Here is a 22242-nt window from a genome sequence, read left to right on the forward strand (position 1 = left end):
CGTTCATTCGCATTCCCAAAAAAAACATCGGTATTCGGACAACCTCCGAAACACCGATGTTATTTACGTCTCCCTGTTTTCATCTATCATTGCTCACACGCTTTAATTTAATCCAGCTTATACTTTGTAATCGGCCTCTTGATACTAAGGTTACTCTGATAATGGTGGAGCCAAGTGCCGACTATACCAGCTCCACACCGCTTCAACATCCCTGACGTTCAAGAAACTCGTATTGTATGCCGATCCGCTTCCGAGTACATGAACAGACAAGGACTTCAATTCCTTCTTGCGCTGGGCGTTCGTGCTCGTTACCTTCATCGCCACGATCCTTGCTTTACGCAGACAATATGTCGTTCGACCGATAAATCTCTTTCTGAGCGACAGCTGACCGTCCCGGAGCAGAACTCCCGCGGCCCGGTGGCAGCCCAGGCACCAAACATAGATCAGCGGAAGCAAGAAAAGGGACCATATGCCTGCAACGCCAAAGAATCCGATACTCGCCGCACATAACGCGATTGTAAGGAGATAAGGAATACGAATATAGTACAGCCATGCCCTCTTGGGCGAAGGCAACAGCTCCGCCGGATCAAAGACGCGCATCCCCGGAACGAACTGAGAGAGCAGCTTATCAATATCCCTAAACGCTACGAATGGATGAAGCATCAATTGCTCCTGCTTATCGGAAGATACAATCTGCAGTCGCACCTCCGCATATCCAATCCACTGTCTAAGCAAACTTTCGTTAATGATAACCGCCTGTACGTTTCGGGGATCGAACACATACGACTTTTTCTCCAACAGACCATATGAGATGCTCACTTGTTGACCGTCACGCCTCATCGTGAATCCGCTGTACTTCAATACAAACAACACGATGGACAACAGCCAAGTCAGTCCGATGACCAATATCGCGATAAACACAATTACCAACACGCTGGGCATCAAACTTCGGGAATCCTCGATGAGATGCTGGAAAAATCGGTCAGGCAGCAGCAGCTCCAGGAAGTCGTCGGCAAACGAATACAAGCCGCCAATAAATGCGAGCGCAAGCCCGAAGTTAAGCGAGGTTGCCGCTGCTTGCAGCAGCTGAGCCGGTCCTAAAGTAACGGAGTTCTCCCGTGCTGTCGTTAGAGACTGATTGCTATCTTTAATGACTTTGCTGCTGCCGTTGTTGCTGATCTCCGCACTAGCCGTCCCTTGCTCCTGTCCAGCCGTCCCATTGACTTGTGCTGCCCTGTCCATTGTCAGCACATCAACCGCAGCCGTAGCTGACAGCCCTCCCGCGGAGTCGTCCGCAGCTGTTACAACTCCTTCATCCTTCTTGCGGTCTGCGCCTTCCGCGAATGTCCTTAGTTGCTCCTTAATGAAATTTGCTTCGGAAAGTGATAACGCTTCGAGCACGCCGTCGGATTTCGCACCGCCGCCCGGCGTTTCTATTTTTAATTGCGAGATGCGAAGCAGCCGTTGAATGAGCGGTTGTTCAACATTGACCGTATGTATGCGCGAATAATAGATTGTTTTCTCTCCGCGGAACAGCAGACCCGAACGAATGACAATTCGATCCTCCTCCAGCCAGAAGCTGAACCTCTTCCACTGCAAATAACTGATGCCCAGCAATAATGCCAGCAGTCCCGCTGCTCCCGCAAGCCAGTACCACCGCAAGACTTCCTCCCAATTGATGCCTCTTAGCATAAAGATCAGAACGACAGGGATAAGTCCTTTAACAAAAGTAAGCACGCCGTACACGATATACAGAGGATGGAGCATACGTCTCTCATTCATTGCTGTCATCCACCTTAGCCAGCTTGCCGATGCTCCGCTTCAGTTCCTCGGCGTCCGCACGTTTAAGTCCGCTGATCTTATGCGTCGTCGCAGCCGTAACAACGGAGACGGAGGCCAGGTCGAACTTACGCATGAGCGGCCCGCTGCCAAGCTCGACATGCTGGACCCGAACCATCGGAACTAACACGTTGCTGATAAAGATAATGCCTGACTCGATTTCCAGCTCCTCCTCAAACAGTTCAAAGCGGAAACGCTCATATTTGACCTTGGGCACTATCCACGTGAAAATAATAAGCGACAGCGCGAGCAAGCCCGCGCAAATCCAGACGGGAAGCAGCGTCCAGTCAAACGCCAAAGCTAGCCCCAAATAGGTCAGTATCAATGCCAGAAAGATGCCGTTCGATATATATTCCGAAATACGGTAAACCTTTAAATAGTCGCGGTGAAGCCTCTTGCTCAATTCCCTGTTCATGGATCTGCTCCTCTCTTCCAATCCCTCCTATTACACCAATTTCCGTATCGATAGTCAACTCATTACGAGCTCCGCAGCCCCCCTAATTTCCCATTCGATCGGCTCCAGCACTCGAAACGCTCTGGGATAAACAACCTTTATGATCAAGACGACGCCTGGTCTCCGCAAGACGGCTTCGAAATCATGTTCTTCATTACGATAAATAAAAGGGAACTGCTCGTCATCATTAATGATTTCGAAAACAAGCACCTCTACGGGCTCCCTCAAGAGAGAACCCGCAAGAGGGTTACCCGCGGCGTCGAGGAGCAGATTGCTGCCCAGATACATCGTAGCCGCTGCTTCGGCAGCCGTCTGATCAATTCGAAGCTTGCCATCCCCCAATGCCTGCTTGTCCAGCTGCTGAGCGGCGGCATGGGCTGCCCGATTGACAGCCTTCTTGCCTTGCGACAACGTCTTCATCGCGAGCTCCTCTTCAATGCCCATGAGATGGACGGCCATCCAGATCGTCATCATCATTACGATAAGCACCAGCTTGTACATGAACGACCGTCTCTCCCTTCATTCGATTCGCTGCGGCGTCTCCAGTTATGGCACATACTCACTCATCCGCATCCCGTAAGCGCGCATCCGTTCAGTCGGGGCCACGGGCGTAATCCCGATGAGCGAGTCAATCATAAACAAATTTTCGTAAGGATAACTAATTTCAAGTCGAATGCCTGTCCCTCTAGCGACAGGAATACCTGGATTGGTGGCAGCAACACCGCTGGTCGTCGATGCCTCGTACACAAGCTGATCCGGTTCCAACCCAAGCCGCGAAAGTCGCTCTGCCGATTGCTCCAGCATAACCGCGCCAATGTAGCCGAATGTGCCGCTCGCCCCAATCTCAAGCAAATAGTCCACCTCTTGCTGCAGCACCGCTTGCCGGACGATAACGACATGCTTATAGATCGGGGAGAACATCATCCAGCACAGCATTGCAGCGAACAGCACAAATAGCAGCAGCTGCCTCACGGACTCATCCCCCTTATATAATCGCTCACCGAGCTTCCCGCTCCATCGGTACGCGAACGAATGCCATCCTCACCCGTAACAATGGTCGAATACAGTATCATAGCCGTTATTAGCAGCAGCATACACACGAGTAGCACACGCATATACGACCTCCTTTGCTTCTCCCAGAACCAACTAGGGGATAAGCTGGCTAATTCTTGTATTCGCTGCATTGCCTTGCGATTGCACCTGACTTTTGGTACCTGTCGCATCTTGCGCGATAATCGAATTAAACAAAACGATTACAACCACAAGCATCATGACAGTCATCAGAATATTACGCATCCTATCTCACCTCCTTCAATGAATTGCCGAACTTCTGTCGCGACTCATCCCAGCGACTCATCCCAGTGACTCGAACAGCTTCTGCCCCTCCTTGACCCACGGGAAAATAAATACCTGGAACGTATACAAGATCGGAATCCCCGCCAGTAGAAAGAGCACGTAAGACGACGACTCCTTACGGCTTTCCTTGGCCAGCTCCAGCTTGTCCTTATAATCTGCAATTCGGATCCTCAGCAGCTCATAATAATCACGGCTTTCGTGAAAACGAAGCGCATCCAGCGTCTCGACAAAACTCATGCCGTCATCAGTACCGAGCCTGATCTTGAAGCGCTGCAGGGCAGCAGCCGGATCATGGTACCACTCGGCAAGCAAGCTCTCTAAGTCATTTCGCGTCGCCTTCGTGAACGGAACGCAGCGCGTCAGCTTGGCGTGGATATGCAGCGATGAGTCCGACAAATACAGAAGCTGCCTGCTAATCGTATAAATCTCCTTTGTTACTTGCAGCGAGCGCAGCCTGCCGAACGATCTGAGCCACATCCGGTCGACGGCCAGCATTCCCGCAAGAATGGCAGGAACTCCCGCCGCAAGCTGAAATGCCGGCGAGGTTATGTTCAGACCAAACCATGTACATGCCGCTAACGTCAGGAGTACGAACAGACCTATCGCCGTCCATCTGGCCAGCACATACCATGCCGCATCCGCCGTTACACCACATGAAGCAAGCAGCAGCTCACGCTCCCGGAACGACGACGAGTCTCTGCGGAGTCGAAACAATCGCATCCACCGTTCGGACGGAGACTCCGTCCTCCACGAGAGCAGCGCCATTCGACGCCAGCGCGGCGATTTATGGGGGAGCGACTTGATAAGCATATAGATGCCCGCGGCCGCGAATAACCATTGACCCCCCGCAAGTCCCAGCCGCAATAGTTGATCCGTCTCGTTCAACATTCCTCCTCCTCCTCTCTACATCTTTTTGCGTGAAAGCCACAGCCCCATCAGGAAAGATGCGAAAATTAGCAATACAGCATTAAGCAGCATATCCTTGCCTTGCGGATCGATAAGGTAGTAGTAGTACGAATGATCGGGATTGTATTTGGCGTTGATGCCAACGAACAGCGCAAGAAACAGTATGGGAGTGAAGTTCGCAATCCGAATCTCCAGCAGCCGATGACGTTCTTGCTCATTCGATCGTCTCGCACCACGCATGTCGCCCAGCAGCTCTCGCAGCCCGTCCGTGATCGGAACACCTTCGGATAAAGCCACACGCAACATATTGGCGAAGTAATCGGCCCATACATGTCCCAGCGAAGAAGCCATCACTCTCAGTGATGCCTCGTCATCCCCTCTGACACACAAATTGCGGTACAGCTGCTCGAACACCGCCTGCATCGGACCGAGCAGCCGTTTCTCTTCGATCGCACGCTGCAGAGCCGTTCTGATATGGCGTTCTCCGGTAACGAGATAACATTGGTAGAACAGCTCGACAGCAGGGAGGAAGTCAAGCTGAGCCTGCATTCTACGATGAATTAGCAGCCCTCTGAGCATCGTATAAGGGGCACAAGCTGCTAGCACACCGAATAGAAGCGTCCCTTTTGCCGTCTGAAAGTACAGCCCGCCTAATGCAACTCCAGACAAATAAAGCAGACCGCTGAGACCAAGAAAGGAATCAGCCGAAAACTTGATACGCAATGTCTCGAGCAGCTCGGCTATATGGGCGCGAAGCTTGGCGTAGCCATGGAGGTTTCGTATCAGCAAACGCCGTATGCTGCGAGGAGATTCATAGGTTAGACGGTTATTCAATCTCTGTCTGCCTAACATGGCTTCCAACAGCTTGCTGAAGATATAAAGAAACAGAAGGAACAACGTAGCGGCAGCAGCCGTCATAGAGAGCTGGCTCATAACGAATATCCCGCTTCTATCAGTCTCCTGGCCTTTTTCTCCGAAGGTGTTCCCCCGAGCCTCCACTCGTCGTTATGCTCATCATAGACCGCCCAATCCCGTACAACGGCTTCGCCATTCTCCCAGCACAGCTCGCCGATTCGAGACATGATGCGCCGTCCCGATACAACCTTCATCTGAATCCCCACCTCTGTCACGTATTCGGTGATCCGTTTCGCAAGCCGCTCCGCGTTCATCGCCCGTTTATCCAGCATACACATGTCCGTGATCGCTTCCGGCACATCCTCTAGCGTATTGGCATGCACCGTCGTCAAACTCCCCGAATGCCCTCTCGTGCAAGCACGCACATATATATTGGCGTCACCGTCACGGATTTCGGCATGAACAATCCGCTGCGGCGACTGCCGCAAAGCCAGCTTGAACGCCTGTTCCGGCGAATGGATTCCCTCCTCCTCGGAAGACTCGTATTCGATAATGTTTTTGCCGGGGAAGTCCCGTCCAAGCATCATCTCGAAACGCCCTTCGATCGTAATGATCCGCTCTTCGTCCGGGAGCTCTCCGATCATTGCTTTGATCAAATTCGTCTTGCCAGAATTGGTCGCTCCGATAACGACGACATTGAATCTCGCCGCAAGAACGGCGCGAAGCAGCTCCACCATCTTGTCATTCATCGTCCGATACGGCTTTGCGGCAAGCGCAGACAAACTGAATGTTCTCATGGTGTAGAACCGAATCGTAAGCGTCGGGCTTGCAGTAAAACCGAAGCCGGTCATCGTTACACGCGAGCCATCGCGCAGCATGACCTCCGCCCACTTCTTGCGCGGCGTGATCCGGTCGTTGTTGAAGAGCACCAGATTCTGCTGAATTCTCAGCACATCCTTCAGCTCCCCAAATGAATATCGGGACAATTCGGGAATGCCTCCCCGAACCTCGTAGATTCGCGTTCCGACAACCTGGATTTCTTCGAGTCCCTCCCGATTGGCCAGCACCAACTCCAGAATGTGCAGTCCGACCACTTCGGCAAATAAAGCTTCTGCCAGCGTCGCATATGGATGACTCCAGCCCTCCACGTGATGAACGCGCAGCCGGATCAGCCTCTCTTCAATCATCGCAAGCACTTGCTCCCTATCTTGCGGAAATCCTAGCACAGCCCGATTAAGCGTCTCGCCGTAAGCTCTTCGCTCCTCTTCCGTCAGCCCTCTTGGCGCACTCAGATACGAGCGGATATCCTCGATGAGCTTTAGTTGCTCATCCGTTCCCCCTGCGGACATTTCACTGGCGGCACGATCCTGATTATCAGGCATCTTCTCACCCATTGCCGGATCCATTCCTTTGCCGCTGCCGCTCGCACGAAACGCGAACTCTGCCGGAGAGAACCTCGTACGCTCCCCGCTCATGTGGATCCCGCTCCATCCTGCGCCAACCTGCGCTTAAACAGCCAAGGTCGAATAGACTTTCGCGAAGGCCCCGCCAGTTCAAACCTCGCAACAAGACGTCCTGCCGCCTCAGCCATGGCAAGCTGTCCGGATTTGTCCTGCTTTAGCCATTCTCCGAGCATCCCATGGTCGAGACTGGCGAACAGGGATGGCATTAGTCTTAGCTCCCCTAAACTCATAGCACCGAGCTCTCTGACGATTTGCGCTAAGCTATATGCGTCTTGCCTCCACGGAGGTCGGATAACCAGACATTCGTAATGCTCCAGCCGCACTTGGAATAGCGGTGACAGCTCACGGATCCATCGCCTGCCATCCTCCTGGAAGTGGGACAATGCGCCTGTTGTCACGACTACTCTCGAGGATGCACGCCTGATGGAGCATACTGTTGCAGCATTATCCCAGTAGGCGCCAACATCCAGCACAGTGAACGCAAAGGTGCGCTCCGCCACATCGAGCAGATGCTCGATCTCCTTGTCCGTGAAATATTCAGCTTGCTCGCGGCTCACACTTCCGAACAGAATTCGCAGGTTCCGTTGCTCGGGAAGCTCATAGGTTGCGCGCTCCAGGATGGCAGGCGTCATCACGCCGGCTCGCAGCTCGGGCTGCAGCTTGTCCAGCGTCATCTCGGGATCGTCTACACCGAGGAAACGATGCAGCTTGGCGCTCTTGAGATGGAGGCACAAGTATCCGATTGGCTTGTCCGATGCTTCGGCTATCCTCACCGCCGCCGCGAAAGCTGCGGTTGTCGTGCCGATATTAGGTGTCGTGCCAACGAATACCGCCATTGGCGACCCGAACCCGGTCATCGGCTCTCCCCCTCTCCACCTGTTGCGAGCTCCGCTGCTTGTCCGATCCGCTCGAACGATGCCGGACTATAAGCGATGACCAGCTTAACCGTACCGCCCTTGCACAGCTTGTCGATGCTCAGCCACTGCGCTTCGGTCAAATTGACATTGATGGCATCAATGCTGCCGTTCGCGTCCCGACGCGAGGCATACATTCCATCCTTGTTGCCCTCGGCCAGCGCAAGCAGATGAGAACGCTCCAAATTGTCGATCTCCACATTCCCCGCAGTCTTCACTGATGCAACCACGACCGGCTCATCGAATACGCGGGACGACTCGCCTTCGGCTCCCGAGGCATACACCATAACCAGATCTCCTGCCCGGATGCCGCTCGAGATCGACCGGATATATTCCTTGGGCAGCTGGAACGTCGACTCCGATTGACCCGGCTGCAACCCATATTCGTTGAGCTTCCATACCAGCACAGGCTCCCCTTTGCCCATCGGCACCACTGCTTCCTTGCCCGCCACCTCATCTACCTCTGCCGCCATCTCGCCGAGATGCGCATCCGCAGGCAGCCTGATACGCTCCAGATCGCCCGCCCCGATTCGCTCGCCTGCAGCAATGAATCGATTCGGTACAACGACCGATACGGATACCTCTCGTTCAACCTGCATACGCTGCAGCTCGTACAAGCCATAAACAAGACCTGCCGCCAATACCGCCGCAGCCAAGCTGAGCCACATATTTTTGCTTCTGTTCATCCTGTTCCGACTCCCCTCCAAACCACAAAAAAAAGAACGCACACGTCAGCACTCTGGCTAAACGTATGCGTTCTTCGCATCGTAGTTCCTTATAATTTAAATATATGGCAATCGATTGTGTATATAATATCAATAATTGTCATGATTTGTCTACAACATTATTTACTCTGCAGGAGAGGCGTCTAAAAATCGATCAAACCGACACTTATGAGCAGCGCATCGTCAACCTTACGCATCGTTTCATCGTCCAGATGCGTAATTTTGTCCGTAAGTCGCTGCTTGTCGATCGTCCTGATCTGCTCTAGAAGCACGACCGAATCACGATCGAAACCATGCGTCGCCGCGTCCATCTCCACATGCGTCGGCAGCTTCGCTTTCTGGATTTGGGCTGTGATGGCGGCAACGATGACCGTTGGACTAAAGCGGTTACCGATGTCATTCTGAATAACGAGAACGGGACGGACTCCGCCCTGTTCAGATCCAACGACCGGGGACAAATCGGCAAAAAACACATCTCCGCGTTTTACGATCAACCTCTACACCCCGCTAACGAGACGACCCAACGTATGATCGGCTTCTTCCTCCGCTTGAAACGCTTCCGAGGCCATATTCAGATTGATTCTTGCCATCTCCATATAACCGCGCTGCATGGATTCGCGGATTTGGCGTTTTTTGCGCTCTACCAGATATAGCTTCATGGCTTGCCGGATAAACTCACTGCGATTGGAATTTTCTTTGGCGACAATGCCGTCGACCTCTTCCAGCAGCTGATCAGGCAAGCTGATCATGATCCTTTTCGTATTGTGCACATTAGCCACCGAACTCGCACCCCCAAAACTTTTCCAAAGCCACATTACACATTATGACAAAATATAGCCTGCGCTATACTTCAACATATCTATGTTAGCCATATATCAATTATGCTATATCGTTGTCTGTATCGAAGTGTGCATAACAACCACTTATCTACATTCGATATTAGTTCCCATTTTTCCTCTGTACTTGACAATCTTTCCTCGATGTAAATAATCCCAGCTCTCATTCGCGGACTTAAGCCAGCTCGTTACTTACCGCAACGACCGCTCCAGCCTCCGTATATACGCGAGGCACACGGGATGCAATCATGCATGCAACCTCGTAATTAATCGTGTCAAGCTGAGCCGCTACTTCTCCCATTGTGATCGTAGCATCTCCCTGATTCCCGATCAGGACTACCTCTTCTCCGGGGAGAACTTCACCCAGATCTGCAACATGAAGCAGCTCGTCATCCAGTGCTATCATGCATTGATCCATACAGATCGTACCGCGGATCGGCATCTTGACTCCCCGCACAAGACCGTGCGCTTTGCCGGTCAGCATCCGGCTGTAGCCATCGGCGTAACCGATCGGCAGCGTGCCGATATATTCATGACCTTGCGTGAAATAACGAGTGCCATAACTGATTCCCCAACCCTCCGGAGTCTCCTTCACGAACGCAATCCGCGTCTTAAGCGACATGACGGGCCTCAGCTCAATGATTTCTTGATTGACCTCAGCAGACGGATACAAGCCGTACATTGCGATTCCCAAGCGGACCATCCCGCCAGCCCACTCCGGCGTATCCATCCCTGCAGCGCTGTTAGCTGCATGGATGATCGGAATGTGTATGTCTCGCTCCTTCAGCGCATTGGCAATGGCAGAGAACCGCTTATACTGCAATTCCGTATACGATTTGTCCAGCTCATCCGCGCGCGCGTAGTGCGTGAACATACCTTCCACCTCAAGCTGAGGCGTACCCAAACAACGCTCCACGAACGCAATTGTTTCTTCTTGGCCAATAACGCCTAGACGGCCCATACCTGAATCGACCTTAACATGAATCTTAAGCTTACGACCGTCTGCGGCTGGAGGCAAGCTCTCAGCAGCCAGCCTGACATCTTCCCTGAACAAGCTGATCGTAATATCTTTCTCACGCGCAAGCGCAAGCGCCTCTCCCGGCACATAGCCAAGAACAAGAATAGACGTCCGAACGCCTTGGCTTCGCAATTGAAGCGCTTCGTCGAGGAACGCCACACCCAAATAATCAACGCCGAATTCCTCGGCGGCCTTTGCCACTGCAACCGCTCCGTGTCCATACGCATTCGCTTTCACCGATGCCATGAGCTTACAGCCATCTGGCAAAGTCGCGCGAATAGCAGAGAGGTTATGTCTTAATGCGTCGAGTGAAATTTCTGCCCAAGTCGAGCGATAATACGGTTCCAAGTCTTCCACCTTCTCTTCATTCTGTAACGCAAATGTGAAACTGCGGTCCCCTGCAATAGGCGTACCAGCTGGTTTCCTTACAATCCGAGCAGCCAACATCAATAGAATTAATGTTATACGCTGGTGCTGGGACTGTCAATCAATTGCGCCGCAGAATCGGCTAGCACGTCTTGGAAATTACGAGCTAGCCGATGCCATTTTTCCTGCGCCAACCTTTATTCCGTATTTATTTGGCCATTTCACCCTGTACAGACTGGGCTACTTGAACCATCTCGACCTCTGGCAGATTGTCGCTTGTGAGGCGGAATTGATGTCCTTCGTACGTCCACGTGAGCGTCTGGAGCTCTCCTTCGCCCGTGATCTCGCCTATATTGTCGAAGCCTATATCCACGATGCGCCCAGGAACCAATGTTGTTGCGATATCTTTCGGCATCGTCTGAATCAGTGTGTAGCTGTAGGCGCCTTCGTATTGCGTCATCATGCCCGGATTGCCGCCGAATACAATGTCTTTGGAGCCCTTCACAGAAACGCCTTCAGGTAGATAATCCGGTCCCAGTGCAATGAAATCGACTGGCTTCTCGCCTTGTGCATCCGTCGAAGCATCTTCGTCTTCAGCTCCTGTTGCCTCGTTGTCAACGCCCTCTTGGTCGTTCCCGTCAACTGCAGCTTGGTCATCCCCTGGCGCAGTCACATCATCGCTATTCTCCGGCGTCGCGATCGTAGGTTCGTTTTCTTTGCCCGTCGAAGGTGACGCTTCAGCTTGCATATTTGCTTCTGTCTGGAATACATCCGGCTCGAATTTGGCGCCAAATTCGAATTGATCGAATTTCACGTCCACCACGACAGATGAGCTGGTATCACTGACTTCAACTTGCACCGGGCTCAAATCCGACTTATCGAGCCAGATTTTCTGACGGGCCAGCGAGCCGTTATTGTAGCTTGCCATCACATCGAATACATACGCGTCTTCATCAACCGCAAATAATCTGGAGTTGTCGACGATTATGCTCTGCGCTAACGTTTGGTACAGATACACTTGCCCTTGATTTTGCGGCCAATCACTTTGGAACCTGAACACTTTGTTCAGCTTTGGCGTAAGCACGAACACGCCATCATCGTTGCGAAGGACAATCTGCGTAATATCCTTCTCTTCGTTCGTCAGCTTAATGCGATAGAAGTGGGGCGTCTGATACGACACATCCACTTGATAAGTAAGCGGCTGCTGACCGGTATGCAGCGTCATCGTACCGCTTCCCTGATAACTCTCCATGTTGCTAACGTACTTCTCGAGATCCTTAACCACGGACTCGGCGTCCTTCGTACCACCGCAAGCAGACAAAACGATCGCGAATACCATCACAATTGCCGCGGTCCATGCCATGCGACGCATGAAATCATCCCCTCTAACCTCGAATTTTTACTGGATGATACATCTCTATGAGGGGACTTGGACATTTATGCAGACAGGCAGAGGCTTGGTTCAATTTTTAATGGCGCAGTCTAGTAAAACGTCAATCTAGCTCATTGGTTAGGCTTCTTTCGCCAGATCGCCCCAATCACCAGCAGTAGCGTAGGCAGGACGAAACCGAATACGCCATCCATGTACGGCCAATAAGTATTCAATTCATTGAAGTGATTAATATCGGGCGACATTAACGTGGAGAATGATACGATCAACAAACCTGCAGGCAAGGCGAACGCTCGATATTGGCGAAAGCGAAAGGCTTGTGAAAGCATGATGTGAAAGATGTACAGAAACACAGAAGATTTTATAAACGAAGTTAACAACCACATAAAAGCCAATATAACCTCAATTCTCTGCAGGAAATGTCCGATATCGATTTTTTTTGGCCAGAACATATCCAGGATACATACTTCTGGAAGCCAAATCTTCGCCTAATATAGCGATTGACAATACAATGATCGCGGCAATTACCGCTCCTCCAAACAACGAGCCTTTAATCCAATTTTTCCCAATAGACGAACCTTTCTTCAAATGAGGTAGAAGCATTAGCATAACACCCAGCTCCATAAATGAATAACTCGTCATTGTAACCGAGCCTCTCAGAATCGGTTTCACGCCTTTCTCCATGATCGGGAAAAAATTGTCCCAATGGATGTTAGGCAGCAGAAATAATATAAATACGATTAGAAATAACATCAGCCAAGGGAAAAAAAATTCACTTGTCCTTGCAATAGGCTCGAGGCCGAGCCTCGCAGCCAAAACAATGACTAGTGCATAGAGAATATGAATGGAGTGTATCGGCGTCTCCACCATCATCTGCGTCGTCATAAAGTCACCAATTTCCCTAACATGTGCGGATACAGATACCATGAGATATATCAAAAAGAAAACGGTTATGACCAAGCCTCCCCATCGACCAAATCGACTTTCCAATATGTCGACCAGCGATTGACCTGCGTGTTTCTTAGCCAGAAAAACCTGAAAGCAAACGACAATTATCCCGAACATAATCCCCGCCAACGCCGATAACCATGAGTCCCTTCCCGCTTCTATTGTCGGTATGGAGGGAGTGACCAGAAAGGTGTCTCCGATGGAGATGTAGGCGATAAGCAACGCGAATTGTCTGCCGCTGATTTGTTCTTTACCAATCATGCCTTCACCTTCTCTCTAGCTAAGAATGGTATCCGTAAGCTGACTCAGTGGTCGAAATACATCGCCGATCCAATCCATTGGGTTAGGCATTGGGAGCTTCAAACATAATCCGCAGGAGATAACGGTTCCTAATGCCAAAATAAAGATGAACATGCCAAGCTCTTTGAATTGATGTTTCCTCCATAAACCTGGAATTTCCAAGAAGGCTATACCGGCAACTAACGCAACGATACCTAACAACGCATTCATCACTCTACTCCTTCATTTTGTTCAGGAATGACTCGCCGATCGTTCCAATTCTCCGAATGTTTACTTGCATATTTAATTCAACTGGCATATCCGCAAATACCTTGTCCCATCTCTCTTCGACTTGTCTCCAATAGGAGGGATCGGCTCTGTGAATCGCATTCCCGAAACCAAATACATCGACTTTCAGCTTCTTTGCACGTGCGATGGCGTCCTCGGCGTTCTGCCTCATGACCAGCTCAGCTTTCTGCTGGAGTTCATCAAAAGACTGATTCCCGGTTAAATTCACCTTACATTCGACATCCGCAACATTAGCCTCTGCTCGAAGGGAAACTTGCGCGGAAGGTTCGCCATTCTTAACCGTCCCCTTGATCTTCGATTCCGCACGAATGATTTCGATAGCCAGCTTTCCCCCTCCCTCACAATCGGTCACAATCACCGTGCTTTTCAAACGATTCGTAATAAAGGTAAACCCTTTACTTTCACTCTCATTAAACCAGCCCTTGAGCATATCCGCTCGAAATATGGCGATACCGCTATACCGTAGCTGGGCTGGTGTATTCGGTGTTCTTAAATTGCTGATCGTGGAGCCTTTTTTCAGTGGACCTTCGATTTCTATGCCGGTAAGCGCCGGCTGGATCCCTGTGCTGACGATATCCGAAATAAGATCGTCGAGCTGAACAGAAACAGTAGGCGCCCACGCCTTCTCAGATACTTCAAGCGACGAGAAGAGCTTCGCTGCAGGAATCATTTCCATAGGCGTCAATACGTTCAGCACATCTAACGCCGTATGTCCCTTGGCTACAACAATATAAAAGTCTGGGCGTGCTTCTTGGTCCCTGGACATCATATCTAATACTTCCCCTATTCCTTTGCGAGCCTGCTGTTCTCCGATAACGAAAATACGAAGATGTGAAAAGTATAGCTTTCTAGGCGTCATCACCGTCATTTTCCGTATCGCTTCCATAACCGTTTCACCCGTCGCATGGTACGTCGTAACGGGCGAGTTTCCTCTTCCTCCTAATCCCGCAGCAACTTCACCGGGATCGACAACCTGTACGGAGACGGTATACCCCTCGTCAGCTGGGTCTATGCCAAAGCCGGTCACGATTGCGATTTCATTAAGCTCGCGGCGGTTCCAACAACCGGTAATCACTAAGAGTGACAACGTGCAGATTATTAATGTAACAAGCTTACCCTTACGCATAACACTCGCACCTTTCAATCCTTGTTGGTCCCAGGCCTCGCGGCAGAAGCCGGCTGCTGACGCTTGCGATTGCGCGGACTAATTAGCTTCTGACGATTGGTCATGGCCCAATGCGGGAAGCGGAAGATGGCATCGATTCTCTCAGACAGAATCATGGGCGACATCGGGCTCATATACGGAACCCCGAACGAACGAAGACTGTTCACATGCAGAACAAGTGCGAAGATCCCCATAATAATGCCGTATAAACCAAACGATGCCGCTAGCATCATAAGCGGGAATCGAAGCATTCGAATCGTATTCGCCATGCTGTAGGAAGGGAAAACGAAGCTTGCAATTGCGGTCGTTGAAACGACAATAACCATCGCGGCAGATATGATGCCGGCCTCGACAGCTGCCTGTCCAATAACTAATGTGCCTACGATGGATACGGCAGGTCCGATCGTTCGCGGCATACGAAGACCTGCTTCCCTCAGAATTTCGAATGCGACTTCCATCATGATCGCTTCTATGAATGCAGGCAGCGGTATGCCCTCTCGCTGGGCAGCTAGACTGATCAAAAGCTGTGTAGGCAGCATCTCCTGATGAAATGTCGTGATGGCCACGAATAGCGATGGCCCGAGCAACGCCAAAAAAACGCCTATGTAACGCAAAATTCGCACTAATGTGCTGATATCCCACCTATGATAATAATCCTCGGCAGAATGCAAAAAAGAGACAAACAAAGCAGGTACAATGAGAACAAATGGCGTTCCGTCTATCAAAATCGCGATTTTCCCCTCCAACAATTCCGCTGCGACAACATCCGGGCGTTCGGAAGTATATACAGTAGGGAATGGTGTATACGTCTCGTCCTCGATAAGCTCCTCAATATAACCGCTCTCCAGGATGCCATCGATATCAATGCGCTCCAATCGATCACGTAACTCTTGCACGATCTTATCGTTCGCGATGCCTTGTATAAACATGATCGACACATCCGTTTCTGTTTGCCGTCCGATTCTCCGGTTTTCTAATCGAAGATCGGGGGTCCTGATCCTGCGTCTGATTAACGCCGTATTCGTACGGAGTGTTTCCGTGAAAGCCTCCTTGGAGCCGCGCACGACCGATTCGGATGTGGTTTCGGACACGCCGCGGTCCCGCCATCCTTTGGTGCCTGCCGCAATGGCGCTGTCGCACCCGTCTACCAGTACTATCGTGTCTCCTGATAGAAGAGCAGCATACACAGATTTAAAGGTATACGTAAATGAAATGTCTCCGATCGCAATGGCGCGGCGCTCCACCTCCATCATGACTTCATGCGGCATGTGCTGCGAGGTCGCCTCATCGAACAAGTCCGAAATATCCATTGAAGTCGTAATAATAAAATGCGAAATAAGTTCCCTATTTGCCAATCCTTCTGTGTATATAATAGCGGCCGCAACCCGATTGCCAATCCGTAGAGGTCGAATGACGATATCTTCACTATTGCCAAGATCGTGACGAATCGTATCCAGATTTTTCTCCAACTCATTTCCCAGTGATCTTGGAGTCTCTAGTCCGCTTTTCACCTCAATGCCAGCTCCCTCTACGCTCATCATCCGAAGAAATAATTGTGATTACAATATGCGCTCAAAACATCAACAATATGCAAACAATTCCAGCGGCATCATTGTTTGTTATCGAAAAAAGATTGACAGAATGATAAAACCATTTTATTGTTGATAACGATTATCAATATCAAGTACATAGGGGTGGAATAATTTTGTTACTTACAAACCGATTTAACCGATTGATTACACTAGCTCTACTAACGCTTGTACTAGCGGTCGTACTCGCTGCATGCGGTGGCAATTCGAACGGCAGCAATGGAAACACAGTTGCCGAAAGCGGCAAGGGAGCAACCAACACAGCCGCAACGGCAACTCCAGCACCTACAGAAAGCGCGGCTGCAGAGAGCGAAACAGTTATATTTAAAGCAGACAACGGAGATATTGAAGTACCGAGAAATCCGCAAAGAATCATAGATACGACAGGCTTTATGACAGGTTACTACTTAGCACTCGGCTTGAAGCCGGTAGGTGTTATGGAAGGTGCGATGACCACTCCTTACTTCGAAGGCATGCTCGAAGGTGTAACGAGCCTTGGCAATGCACCGACAGCAGAGAATATCTTGGCTCTTGAGCCGGATCTCATCGTTGTTTATACAGGAACGGAAGGCATCGACAAACTCGAGGAGATCGCTCCGGTCGTGGCCATTCAATATGGCAAGCTGAGCTACAAAGAGCAGATGATCGAGATCGGCAAGCTGACGAACAAAGAAGCAGAAGCCAATGCTTGGGTTGAGCAGTGGGAGAAAAAGATATCCGAGCTTAAACCTCAGGTACAAGCTGCCGTTGGCGACAAAACCGTTTCGATCCTCAATCCGTATTCCAAAGGTCTGTACGTGTTCGGTCACAATTACGGACGCGGCGGCGAAATCATATATGGTGAATTCGGATTAAAGGCACCTGAGGAAGCACAGAAGCAAGTCATCGACAGCGGTACTGGCTGGGCCTCCATCTCGCTTGAGACTCTGCCGCAGTTCGCGGGAGACATCATCTTTACTTGCCCATGGTCGGGAGACGACGCAGATCCGGCAGCCGTATACGACAATGCCCTCTGGAAAGGCCTGCCCGCCGTCCAAGCAGGAAATACGTTCGAGCTAAATCCGTTGGCCGATACGTACAATGATCCTGTTTCGCTGGAAGCACAGCTTTCATTTATCTCGAACAGCTTGCTCTCGGTCAAATAATCTCGATTATCAGAAGCCGTCCGGGCGATCTTCGTCCGGCGGCTTTGCTTGTTCTAGAGCAGCGATCGGCGCTTGTGCTACAATTCATGTATGTTTGTAATCTTATCGGACGGGATGACCCCACCGAGCTTCAATCAAGGAGTGGAACGAATCACATGGAGTTGAATAAGGAGTCTGCCATCCTGCTGCTAGATCGAACGAATGACTTCAGTCAGAAGGATCCCATGTACGCTTTCGCCCTGGACGAGCTGCTGTGCCGCAGCGCCGGCAAAGGAGGTCCCGCGATCTGCCATTTGTGGCGCCATCCCCATGCGTTTGTGCTAGGACAAAAAGATAACAGAATGCCCCGAGCTGCAGAAGCACGGCAATGGCTGGAGACGAGTGGCTGGGAAACGATTGTGCGCAATTCGGGTGGCGCTGCCGTGCCGCTAGATTCAGGTGTACTCAACATCTCTCTCATTCTGCCCAAAGCCAGCGCACTCGACTACCATTTCCATAACGACTTCGAGCGGATGTACGCCTTGATCGCCAAAGCCTTGCAGCCGACGGGACGCCAGGTTGATAAAGGAGAAATCACGGGCGCCTATTGCCCCGGAGACTTTGACCTTAGTATCGAAGGCTACAAGTTTTGCGGAATTGCACAGCGGCGTCAAACTCATGCTTCCATTGTACAAGCCTTTGTCGTTGCCGAAGGCTCAGGCCGCAAGCGGGCCGAATTCGTGCGCAGCTTCTACGACTTCGCCTCGGGAGGAGACGACACGACTAGTCATCCCATCGTACAAGGTGACAGCACCGCTAGTCTCGAGGAGCTGGCGGGATTAGGCGAACAAGCTTCGCTTGTTTTCGCGGAGGCTATTAAAGCTGCCATTCGGGACGGTCAATCTGAGCATGGATTAGCTGAAGCGGCAGCCAAGCTTCAGATGCCGCTTGCCTCAGAGGTTGCAGCGATGATCACGTCACTTCGATCACGTTATGCCGACTAACCTATCACCGATCAGTCTGCCAGAATCCCACCCCCATTATCTCAGTCTCCACCTGCTTCTCTCTCAAGTCGCGTTCTCAACCATTTCCTCTCCCGGTCGTACGTCCGAGGTCTTCCCCGCCTAAAGACTAGTGGCAACAATAGACTACGGACTGTTACGTCTCTTTCGCTCAAGGTCTACAATTGAGACATAGATGAGCCAAGCGAAAGGATGTATGCAAGATGAAAAAATTGTTTCGTTCTACTTCGGATAGCAAATTAACAGGACTGTGCGGAGGTCTCGGCCAGTGGCTGGGTATCGATTCCAACATCGTCAGAATGCTGGTCGTCATTGCCGGGTTTTTCAGCTTTGGCAGCGTGCTCCTCGTTTATTTGATTGCTTCAATCTTTATCCCGAAGGCGCCGTACAATGACTTTCGTTTCGTAGACCACTACTAATAGGACAAGGGAGAGATCAGATATGGGAATTCTACAACGCGTAATGAATATGACGAGGGCTGCAGCAAACGAGATGCTGGACAAAATGGAAAATCCGGTTATGATGCTTAACCATTATTTGCGAGACTTGGATGAGGAGATCGGTCGAACGGAGCATACGCTTGTCCAGCAGCAAGTGCAGGAGCGAGTCATGGGCTCCAAGCTGGAGGAACTGCGAGCGCAAGCGCGTTATTATGAGGGCAAGGCTGAACAAGCGGCGCTGGAAGGCCGCGAAACGGAAGCGCGTATGGCGCTGGAGGCGAAGTTGTTGTATTTGGAGCAAGCAGAGGATACCTTGAAGCTCCGCGAGCTAGCTGCACAAGCGGCAATTGACCTCAAGCTCCGCGTAGAAGGTCTGAAGGAAGAGAAAACGCGGCTGCAAAGCAAGCGCGCTGAGCTTCTGACCCGGGTTCAACAGATGAATGCGGAAGGAGTTAAGGGGCCTGAATCAGGTATTTACGGCGGCGGATCGACGCTCCACGGAAGCTCTGCAGCCAAAGGCTTTGAGCGAATCGAGCAAAAGGTTATGGAGTGGGAAGCATCACGCGACCTTGCTAAGACAGCCCCTAATGGCAGCTTTGGAGGCGGATATGGGCCTGTCGACACGAAGCAGGAGCAGCGCACCGCGTTGGTAGAAGAACAGCTGCAGCGTCTGCTTAACAAATCCGGCAACTAGCTGCCTTCATATAGAGCTTTTGCTTATGTCGAATACGGGAGATGCGAGATGGTGCTTTCACCATACGCGTCGCCCGTATTTGGCGTTTCGGGCTTGTCCGATTATTCTACATAGATCATTTTGGTAGTCATGCCGCCGTCAATGGTTAATTGAGATCCGGTCACGAAGCTGTTCCGAGGATCGGTCAAATAAAGGCAAGCCCGTGCTATATCATCCGGCCTGCCGACTCGCCCCGCTGGATGCTGCTCATGATCGGCCGCTCCCAACTTGCTATAATCTCCCGTTTCGATCCACCCTGGCAGAATTGCGTTAACCTTAATCCGATCGGGACCTAGCGATGCCGCCAGCGCATGGGTTAGCGCCAATAGACCGCCTTTGGATGCCGCATACGCCTCCGTGTTCGGTTCGGACATCAACGCGCGCGTAGACGCAATCTGGACGATCGAACCGCCGACCCCGTCCTTGCGCATGAGCTTAGCCCCTTCGCGCGAGCAGAGGAACGCGCCTCTTAGGTTCGTGTCGATGACATGATCCCACTCGTCCACCTCGAGGTCATAAGGCGACTTCCATATCCCATACCCGGCGTTGTTCACGACGGTATCCACTCTGCCGAACAGCTCTTCGATATCTGCAAACATGCGGATAACTTCTTCCGGCCTGCTTACGTCAGCAACAAACGATCCGGAGTCCAGCCCCTCTTGATCGAGAAGGGCAGCTGTCTCCTCCAGCGTGATCTCGTTCCGATCGCAGATAAGCGCCAATGCACCAGCTCGTCCGTAAGCAAGTGCCAGCTCTCTGCCAATTCCGCTCCCCGCACCGGTGATCAATACGATTGTTCCCTCATGCGTATCTTGTTCCATATCTTCCTTCGCTCCTTTCGTAAGCTGACGGTGATTTTACAACCTTAGTGTGCAGATATTGTATCACAATCCCCCACCTGCTTCTAAAGCTGCTGTGCATGCTACAAATACTTGATGTGAAAAAGTTCACAATTTAGTCATTGCCAGATTCCTTAGTCTGTCATATGATAATAGCAAGAACACATTGTGAATTAAATCACATTATAGACATGGTTGTGAATTAATTCACTATACCCATTGGAGGCGTTTATGATGACAACCCCTACTCGCATCGCCGTAATCGGCTGCACGCACGCGGGCACTGCCGCGATACTGAATATGGCAAAACTTTACCCGAAAGCAGACATTCATGTATTCGAAAAAAACGATACGATTTCGTTTCTCTCGTGCGGCATTGCGCTCCATGTAGGCGGTGTCGTAAAAAAAGCCGAGGATTTATTTTATGCTTCTCCAGAGCAACTGACAGCACTAGGCGTACAAACGCATATGCGTCATGAAGTGTTGACGGTAGACACTGATGCCAAACAATTGACAGTCCGCAGCAACGAGACGAGCCAAACGATGGTGCATGAATATGACAAACTTGTTGTGACAACAGGCTCGTGGCCGATCATTCCAAAGCTGAGCGGTATCGAACTGGAGAACATCGTATTATGCAAAAACTATACGCACGCGCAAACGATTATTGAGAAAGCAAAGCAAGCCAAACGTATTGCGGTTATCGGCGCCGGTTATATCGGCATTGAGCTTGTCGAAGCCTTCGAAATGCTTGGCAAACACGTTACGCTCATCGACAATATGGACCGTGTGCTTTACAAATATCTGGATGCAGAATTCACGGACATCGTGGAACGTGAACTGACTGACAAGGGCGTGGAGCTAGCGCTTGGCTGCACGGCCCAGTCGTTCAAAGGTGACGATGACGGCCGCGTTGCCACCGTCGTAACCGATCGCGGCGAAATCCATGCCGATCTCGTTATCCTTTGCATCGGCTTCCGTCCAAACACGGAGCTGCTTCGGGGACAGATCGATATGCTGCCGAACGGAGCGATCCTGGTCGACGAATACATGCGTACAAGCAAACGTGATGTGTTCGCGGCTGGTGACAGCTGCGCGGTTCGCTACAACCCAACCGGGGCTCATGCTTACATTCCGCTCGCAACCAACGCCGTCCGGATGGGCACATTGGTAGCCCGTAATTTGATGGAGCCGACCGTGCGATATATGGGCACACAAGGAACATCGGGCATTAAAATTTATGATTACAACATCGCATCGACAGGTTTGACCGAAACTGGCGCAATAGCCGCCGGCATTACCGTCAAACAAGTAACCTTGCAGGATCACGATCGCCCGGAGTTTATGCCGACTTACGAGGATGTGACGCTTAAGGTCGTCTACGAAGCCGATACTGGACGTATCGTTGGTGCTCAGGTGATCTCGAAGGTCGATTTGACGCAGTCGATCAATACGTTATCGGTCTGCATCCAGAATGGCATGACGATGGACGGTCTCGGGTTCGTCGACTTCTTCTTCCAGCCCCACTACAACAAACCTTGGAATCTGTTGAACCAGGCAGGTCTGCAGGCCGTCTAAATCAACGCTTGTCATGTGGCTTCTGACCATTCCACAATAATAGCCCAATTGCGAGCAACTCGGTTACGCAACAAACAAGCCTGCCACATATTTT

26 protein-coding genes are annotated in these 22242 nt (G+C 51.1%); 5 read left to right on the top strand and 21 right to left on the bottom strand.

Features of this window, described 5'->3' with window-relative positions:
• Positions 1-150: 150 nt before the first annotated feature.
• The 20 genes from ACX1C1_RS00990 to ACX1C1_RS01085 form a co-directional block, all read right to left on the bottom strand.
• Positions 151-1782, bottom strand: coding sequence for a PH domain-containing protein (locus tag ACX1C1_RS00990; RefSeq protein WP_458955338.1), 1632 nt, complete (start codon positions 1780-1782; stop codon positions 151-153).
• Complete coding sequence (locus ACX1C1_RS00995; protein ID WP_458955339.1) at positions 1775-2254, bottom strand: PH domain-containing protein; 480 nt, start codon at positions 2252-2254, stop codon at positions 1775-1777. The genes ACX1C1_RS00990 and ACX1C1_RS00995 overlap by 8 nt, the downstream gene beginning before the upstream one ends.
• A 54-nt stretch (positions 2255-2308) precedes the next feature.
• Positions 2309-2794: a hypothetical protein gene (locus tag ACX1C1_RS01000; protein WP_458955340.1), complete on the bottom strand. Its 486-nt coding sequence runs from the start codon at positions 2792-2794 to the stop codon at positions 2309-2311.
• Positions 2795-2839: 45 nt separating this feature from the next.
• Positions 2840-3265 (bottom strand): hypothetical protein, encoded by a 426-nt coding sequence (locus tag ACX1C1_RS01005; RefSeq protein WP_458955341.1) that lies wholly within the window; start codon positions 3263-3265, stop codon positions 2840-2842.
• On the bottom strand, positions 3262-3408 hold the full coding sequence (locus ACX1C1_RS01010; protein WP_458955342.1) for a hypothetical protein: 147 nt from the start codon (positions 3406-3408) through the stop codon (positions 3262-3264). Before ACX1C1_RS01010 ends, ACX1C1_RS01005 begins: the two co-directional genes overlap by 4 nt.
• Positions 3409-3439: 31 nt before the next feature.
• Positions 3440-3589, bottom strand: coding sequence for a hypothetical protein (locus ACX1C1_RS01015; protein WP_458955343.1), 150 nt, complete (start codon positions 3587-3589; stop codon positions 3440-3442).
• Between the two features lie 57 nt (positions 3590-3646).
• Positions 3647-4537 (bottom strand): hypothetical protein, encoded by an 891-nt coding sequence (locus ACX1C1_RS01020; RefSeq protein ID WP_458955344.1) that lies wholly within the window; start codon positions 4535-4537, stop codon positions 3647-3649.
• 15 nt (positions 4538-4552) lie between these two features.
• Positions 4553-5488: a type II secretion system F family protein gene (locus ACX1C1_RS01025; protein ID WP_458955345.1), complete on the bottom strand. Its 936-nt coding sequence runs from the start codon at positions 5486-5488 to the stop codon at positions 4553-4555.
• Entirely contained in the window at positions 5485-6885 is a 1401-nt protein-coding gene (locus ACX1C1_RS01030; RefSeq protein ID WP_458955346.1) for an ATPase, T2SS/T4P/T4SS family, read from the bottom strand. Before ACX1C1_RS01030 ends, ACX1C1_RS01025 begins: the two co-directional genes overlap by 4 nt.
• Entirely contained in the window at positions 6882-7730 is an 849-nt protein-coding gene (locus tag ACX1C1_RS01035; protein ID WP_458955347.1) for a hypothetical protein, read from the bottom strand. The genes ACX1C1_RS01030 and ACX1C1_RS01035 overlap by 4 nt, the downstream gene beginning before the upstream one ends.
• Positions 7727-8473, bottom strand: a complete 747-nt coding sequence (locus ACX1C1_RS01040) for an SAF domain-containing protein (RefSeq protein ID WP_458955348.1) — start codon at positions 8471-8473, stop codon at positions 7727-7729. Before ACX1C1_RS01040 ends, ACX1C1_RS01035 begins: the two co-directional genes overlap by 4 nt.
• 182 nt (positions 8474-8655) lie before the next feature.
• On the bottom strand, positions 8656-9006 hold the full coding sequence (locus ACX1C1_RS01045) for a type II toxin-antitoxin system PemK/MazF family toxin (protein ID WP_087569551.1): 351 nt from the start codon (positions 9004-9006) through the stop codon (positions 8656-8658).
• Between the two features lie 3 nt (positions 9007-9009).
• Positions 9010-9291 carry a CopG family ribbon-helix-helix protein gene (locus ACX1C1_RS01050; RefSeq protein ID WP_458955349.1) on the bottom strand — a complete coding sequence of 94 codons (282 nt, stop codon included), beginning with the start codon at positions 9289-9291 and terminating at the stop codon, positions 9010-9012.
• Positions 9292-9523: 232 nt separating this feature from the next.
• The gene (alr, locus tag ACX1C1_RS01055) at positions 9524-10714 is read right to left on the bottom strand and encodes an alanine racemase (protein ID WP_458955350.1); all 1191 of its coding nucleotides are present in this window, start codon (positions 10712-10714) and stop codon (positions 9524-9526) included.
• A gap of 226 nt (positions 10715-10940) precedes the next feature.
• Positions 10941-12104 carry a LolA family protein gene (locus ACX1C1_RS01060; RefSeq protein ID WP_458955351.1) on the bottom strand — a complete coding sequence of 388 codons (1164 nt, stop codon included), beginning with the start codon at positions 12102-12104 and terminating at the stop codon, positions 10941-10943.
• A gap of 131 nt (positions 12105-12235) precedes the next feature.
• Positions 12236-12574 carry a GerAB/ArcD/ProY family transporter gene (locus ACX1C1_RS01065; protein WP_458955352.1) on the bottom strand — a complete coding sequence of 113 codons (339 nt, stop codon included), beginning with the start codon at positions 12572-12574 and terminating at the stop codon, positions 12236-12238.
• The gene (locus ACX1C1_RS01070; protein WP_458955353.1) at positions 12525-13331 is read right to left on the bottom strand and encodes a GerAB/ArcD/ProY family transporter; all 807 of its coding nucleotides are present in this window, start codon (positions 13329-13331) and stop codon (positions 12525-12527) included. The genes ACX1C1_RS01065 and ACX1C1_RS01070 overlap by 50 nt, the downstream gene beginning before the upstream one ends.
• A 15-nt stretch (positions 13332-13346) precedes the next feature.
• Positions 13347-13580: a hypothetical protein gene (locus ACX1C1_RS01075; protein WP_458955354.1), complete on the bottom strand. Its 234-nt coding sequence runs from the start codon at positions 13578-13580 to the stop codon at positions 13347-13349.
• A 4-nt stretch (positions 13581-13584) separates the two neighbouring features.
• Positions 13585-14784: a Ger(x)C family spore germination protein gene (locus tag ACX1C1_RS01080; protein WP_458955355.1), complete on the bottom strand. Its 1200-nt coding sequence runs from the start codon at positions 14782-14784 to the stop codon at positions 13585-13587.
• Positions 14785-14798: 14 nt separating this feature from the next.
• Positions 14799-16364, bottom strand: a complete 1566-nt coding sequence (locus ACX1C1_RS01085; RefSeq protein ID WP_458955356.1) for a spore germination protein — start codon at positions 16362-16364, stop codon at positions 14799-14801.
• Positions 16365-16528: 164 nt separating this feature from the next.
• Between ACX1C1_RS01085 and ACX1C1_RS01090 the strand changes: the two genes are divergently transcribed.
• From ACX1C1_RS01090 to ACX1C1_RS01105, 4 genes are all read left to right on the top strand, one after another.
• Positions 16529-17557 carry an ABC transporter substrate-binding protein gene (locus ACX1C1_RS01090; protein ID WP_458955357.1) on the top strand — a complete coding sequence of 343 codons (1029 nt, stop codon included), beginning with the start codon at positions 16529-16531 and terminating at the stop codon, positions 17555-17557.
• A 155-nt stretch (positions 17558-17712) separates the two neighbouring features.
• Positions 17713-18540 carry a lipoate--protein ligase family protein gene (locus tag ACX1C1_RS01095; protein WP_458955358.1) on the top strand — a complete coding sequence of 276 codons (828 nt, stop codon included), beginning with the start codon at positions 17713-17715 and terminating at the stop codon, positions 18538-18540.
• 221 nt (positions 18541-18761) lie between these two features.
• Positions 18762-18977 (top strand): PspC domain-containing protein, encoded by a 216-nt coding sequence (locus ACX1C1_RS01100; RefSeq protein ID WP_458955359.1) that lies wholly within the window; start codon positions 18762-18764, stop codon positions 18975-18977.
• Positions 18978-18999: 22 nt separating this feature from the next.
• The gene (locus ACX1C1_RS01105; RefSeq protein WP_458955360.1) at positions 19000-19692 is read left to right on the top strand and encodes a PspA/IM30 family protein; all 693 of its coding nucleotides are present in this window, start codon (positions 19000-19002) and stop codon (positions 19690-19692) included.
• Positions 19693-19793: 101 nt separating this feature from the next.
• Here the strand turns inward: ACX1C1_RS01105 and ACX1C1_RS01110 are convergent, their stop codons facing one another.
• Positions 19794-20552, bottom strand: a complete 759-nt coding sequence (locus ACX1C1_RS01110) for an SDR family NAD(P)-dependent oxidoreductase (RefSeq protein ID WP_458955361.1) — start codon at positions 20550-20552, stop codon at positions 19794-19796.
• A gap of 249 nt (positions 20553-20801) precedes the next feature.
• On the opposite strand from ACX1C1_RS01110, the gene ACX1C1_RS01115 reads away from it, so the two are divergent.
• Positions 20802-22148 carry an FAD-dependent oxidoreductase gene (locus ACX1C1_RS01115; protein WP_458955362.1) on the top strand — a complete coding sequence of 449 codons (1347 nt, stop codon included), beginning with the start codon at positions 20802-20804 and terminating at the stop codon, positions 22146-22148.
• Positions 22149-22242 lie beyond the last annotated feature (94 nt).

This window comes from Paenibacillus sp. strain BS8-2 (genome assembly GCF_054483835.1).

What these genes read in the sequence shown, in the direction of transcription:
- ACX1C1_RS00990 (WP_458955338.1), bottom strand. Translation starts at nt 1,782, where the DNA reads ATGAATGAGAGACGTATGCTCCATCCTCTGTATATCGTGTACGGCGTG.
- ACX1C1_RS00995 (WP_458955339.1), bottom strand. Translation starts at nt 2,254, where the DNA reads ATGAACAGGGAATTGAGCAAGAGGCTTCACCGCGACTATTTAAAGGTT.
- ACX1C1_RS01000 (WP_458955340.1), bottom strand. Translation starts at nt 2,794, where the DNA reads ATGTACAAGCTGGTGCTTATCGTAATGATGATGACGATCTGGATGGCC.
- ACX1C1_RS01010 (WP_458955342.1), bottom strand. Translation starts at nt 3,408, where the DNA reads ATGCGTGTGCTACTCGTGTGTATGCTGCTGCTAATAACGGCTATGATA.
- ACX1C1_RS01015 (WP_458955343.1), bottom strand. Translation starts at nt 3,589, where the DNA reads ATGCGTAATATTCTGATGACTGTCATGATGCTTGTGGTTGTAATCGTT.
- ACX1C1_RS01020 (WP_458955344.1), bottom strand. Translation starts at nt 4,537, where the DNA reads ATGTTGAACGAGACGGATCAACTATTGCGGCTGGGACTTGCGGGGGGT.
- ACX1C1_RS01025 (WP_458955345.1), bottom strand. Translation starts at nt 5,488, where the DNA reads ATGAGCCAGCTCTCTATGACGGCTGCTGCCGCTACGTTGTTCCTTCTG.
- ACX1C1_RS01030 (WP_458955346.1), bottom strand. Translation starts at nt 6,885, where the DNA reads ATGAGCGGGGAGCGTACGAGGTTCTCTCCGGCAGAGTTCGCGTTTCGT.
- ACX1C1_RS01035 (WP_458955347.1), bottom strand. Translation starts at nt 7,730, where the DNA reads ATGACCGGGTTCGGGTCGCCAATGGCGGTATTCGTTGGCACGACACCT.
- ACX1C1_RS01040 (WP_458955348.1), bottom strand. Translation starts at nt 8,473, where the DNA reads ATGAACAGAAGCAAAAATATGTGGCTCAGCTTGGCTGCGGCGGTATTG.
- ACX1C1_RS01060 (WP_458955351.1), bottom strand. Translation starts at nt 12,104, where the DNA reads ATGCGTCGCATGGCATGGACCGCGGCAATTGTGATGGTATTCGCGATC.
- ACX1C1_RS01065 (WP_458955352.1), bottom strand. Translation starts at nt 12,574, where the DNA reads ATGTTCTGGCCAAAAAAAATCGATATCGGACATTTCCTGCAGAGAATT.
- ACX1C1_RS01070 (WP_458955353.1), bottom strand. Translation starts at nt 13,331, where the DNA reads ATGATTGGTAAAGAACAAATCAGCGGCAGACAATTCGCGTTGCTTATC.
- ACX1C1_RS01075 (WP_458955354.1), bottom strand. Translation starts at nt 13,580, where the DNA reads ATGAATGCGTTGTTAGGTATCGTTGCGTTAGTTGCCGGTATAGCCTTC.
- ACX1C1_RS01080 (WP_458955355.1), bottom strand. Translation starts at nt 14,784, where the DNA reads ATGCGTAAGGGTAAGCTTGTTACATTAATAATCTGCACGTTGTCACTC.
- ACX1C1_RS01085 (WP_458955356.1), bottom strand. Translation starts at nt 16,364, where the DNA reads ATGATGAGCGTAGAGGGAGCTGGCATTGAGGTGAAAAGCGGACTAGAG.
- ACX1C1_RS01095 (WP_458955358.1), top strand. Translation starts at nt 17,713, where the DNA reads ATGGAGTTGAATAAGGAGTCTGCCATCCTGCTGCTAGATCGAACGAAT.
- ACX1C1_RS01100 (WP_458955359.1), top strand. Translation starts at nt 18,762, where the DNA reads ATGAAAAAATTGTTTCGTTCTACTTCGGATAGCAAATTAACAGGACTG.
- ACX1C1_RS01105 (WP_458955360.1), top strand. Translation starts at nt 19,000, where the DNA reads ATGGGAATTCTACAACGCGTAATGAATATGACGAGGGCTGCAGCAAAC.
- ACX1C1_RS01110 (WP_458955361.1), bottom strand. Translation starts at nt 20,552, where the DNA reads ATGGAACAAGATACGCATGAGGGAACAATCGTATTGATCACCGGTGCG.
- ACX1C1_RS01115 (WP_458955362.1), top strand. Translation starts at nt 20,802, where the DNA reads ATGATGACAACCCCTACTCGCATCGCCGTAATCGGCTGCACGCACGCG.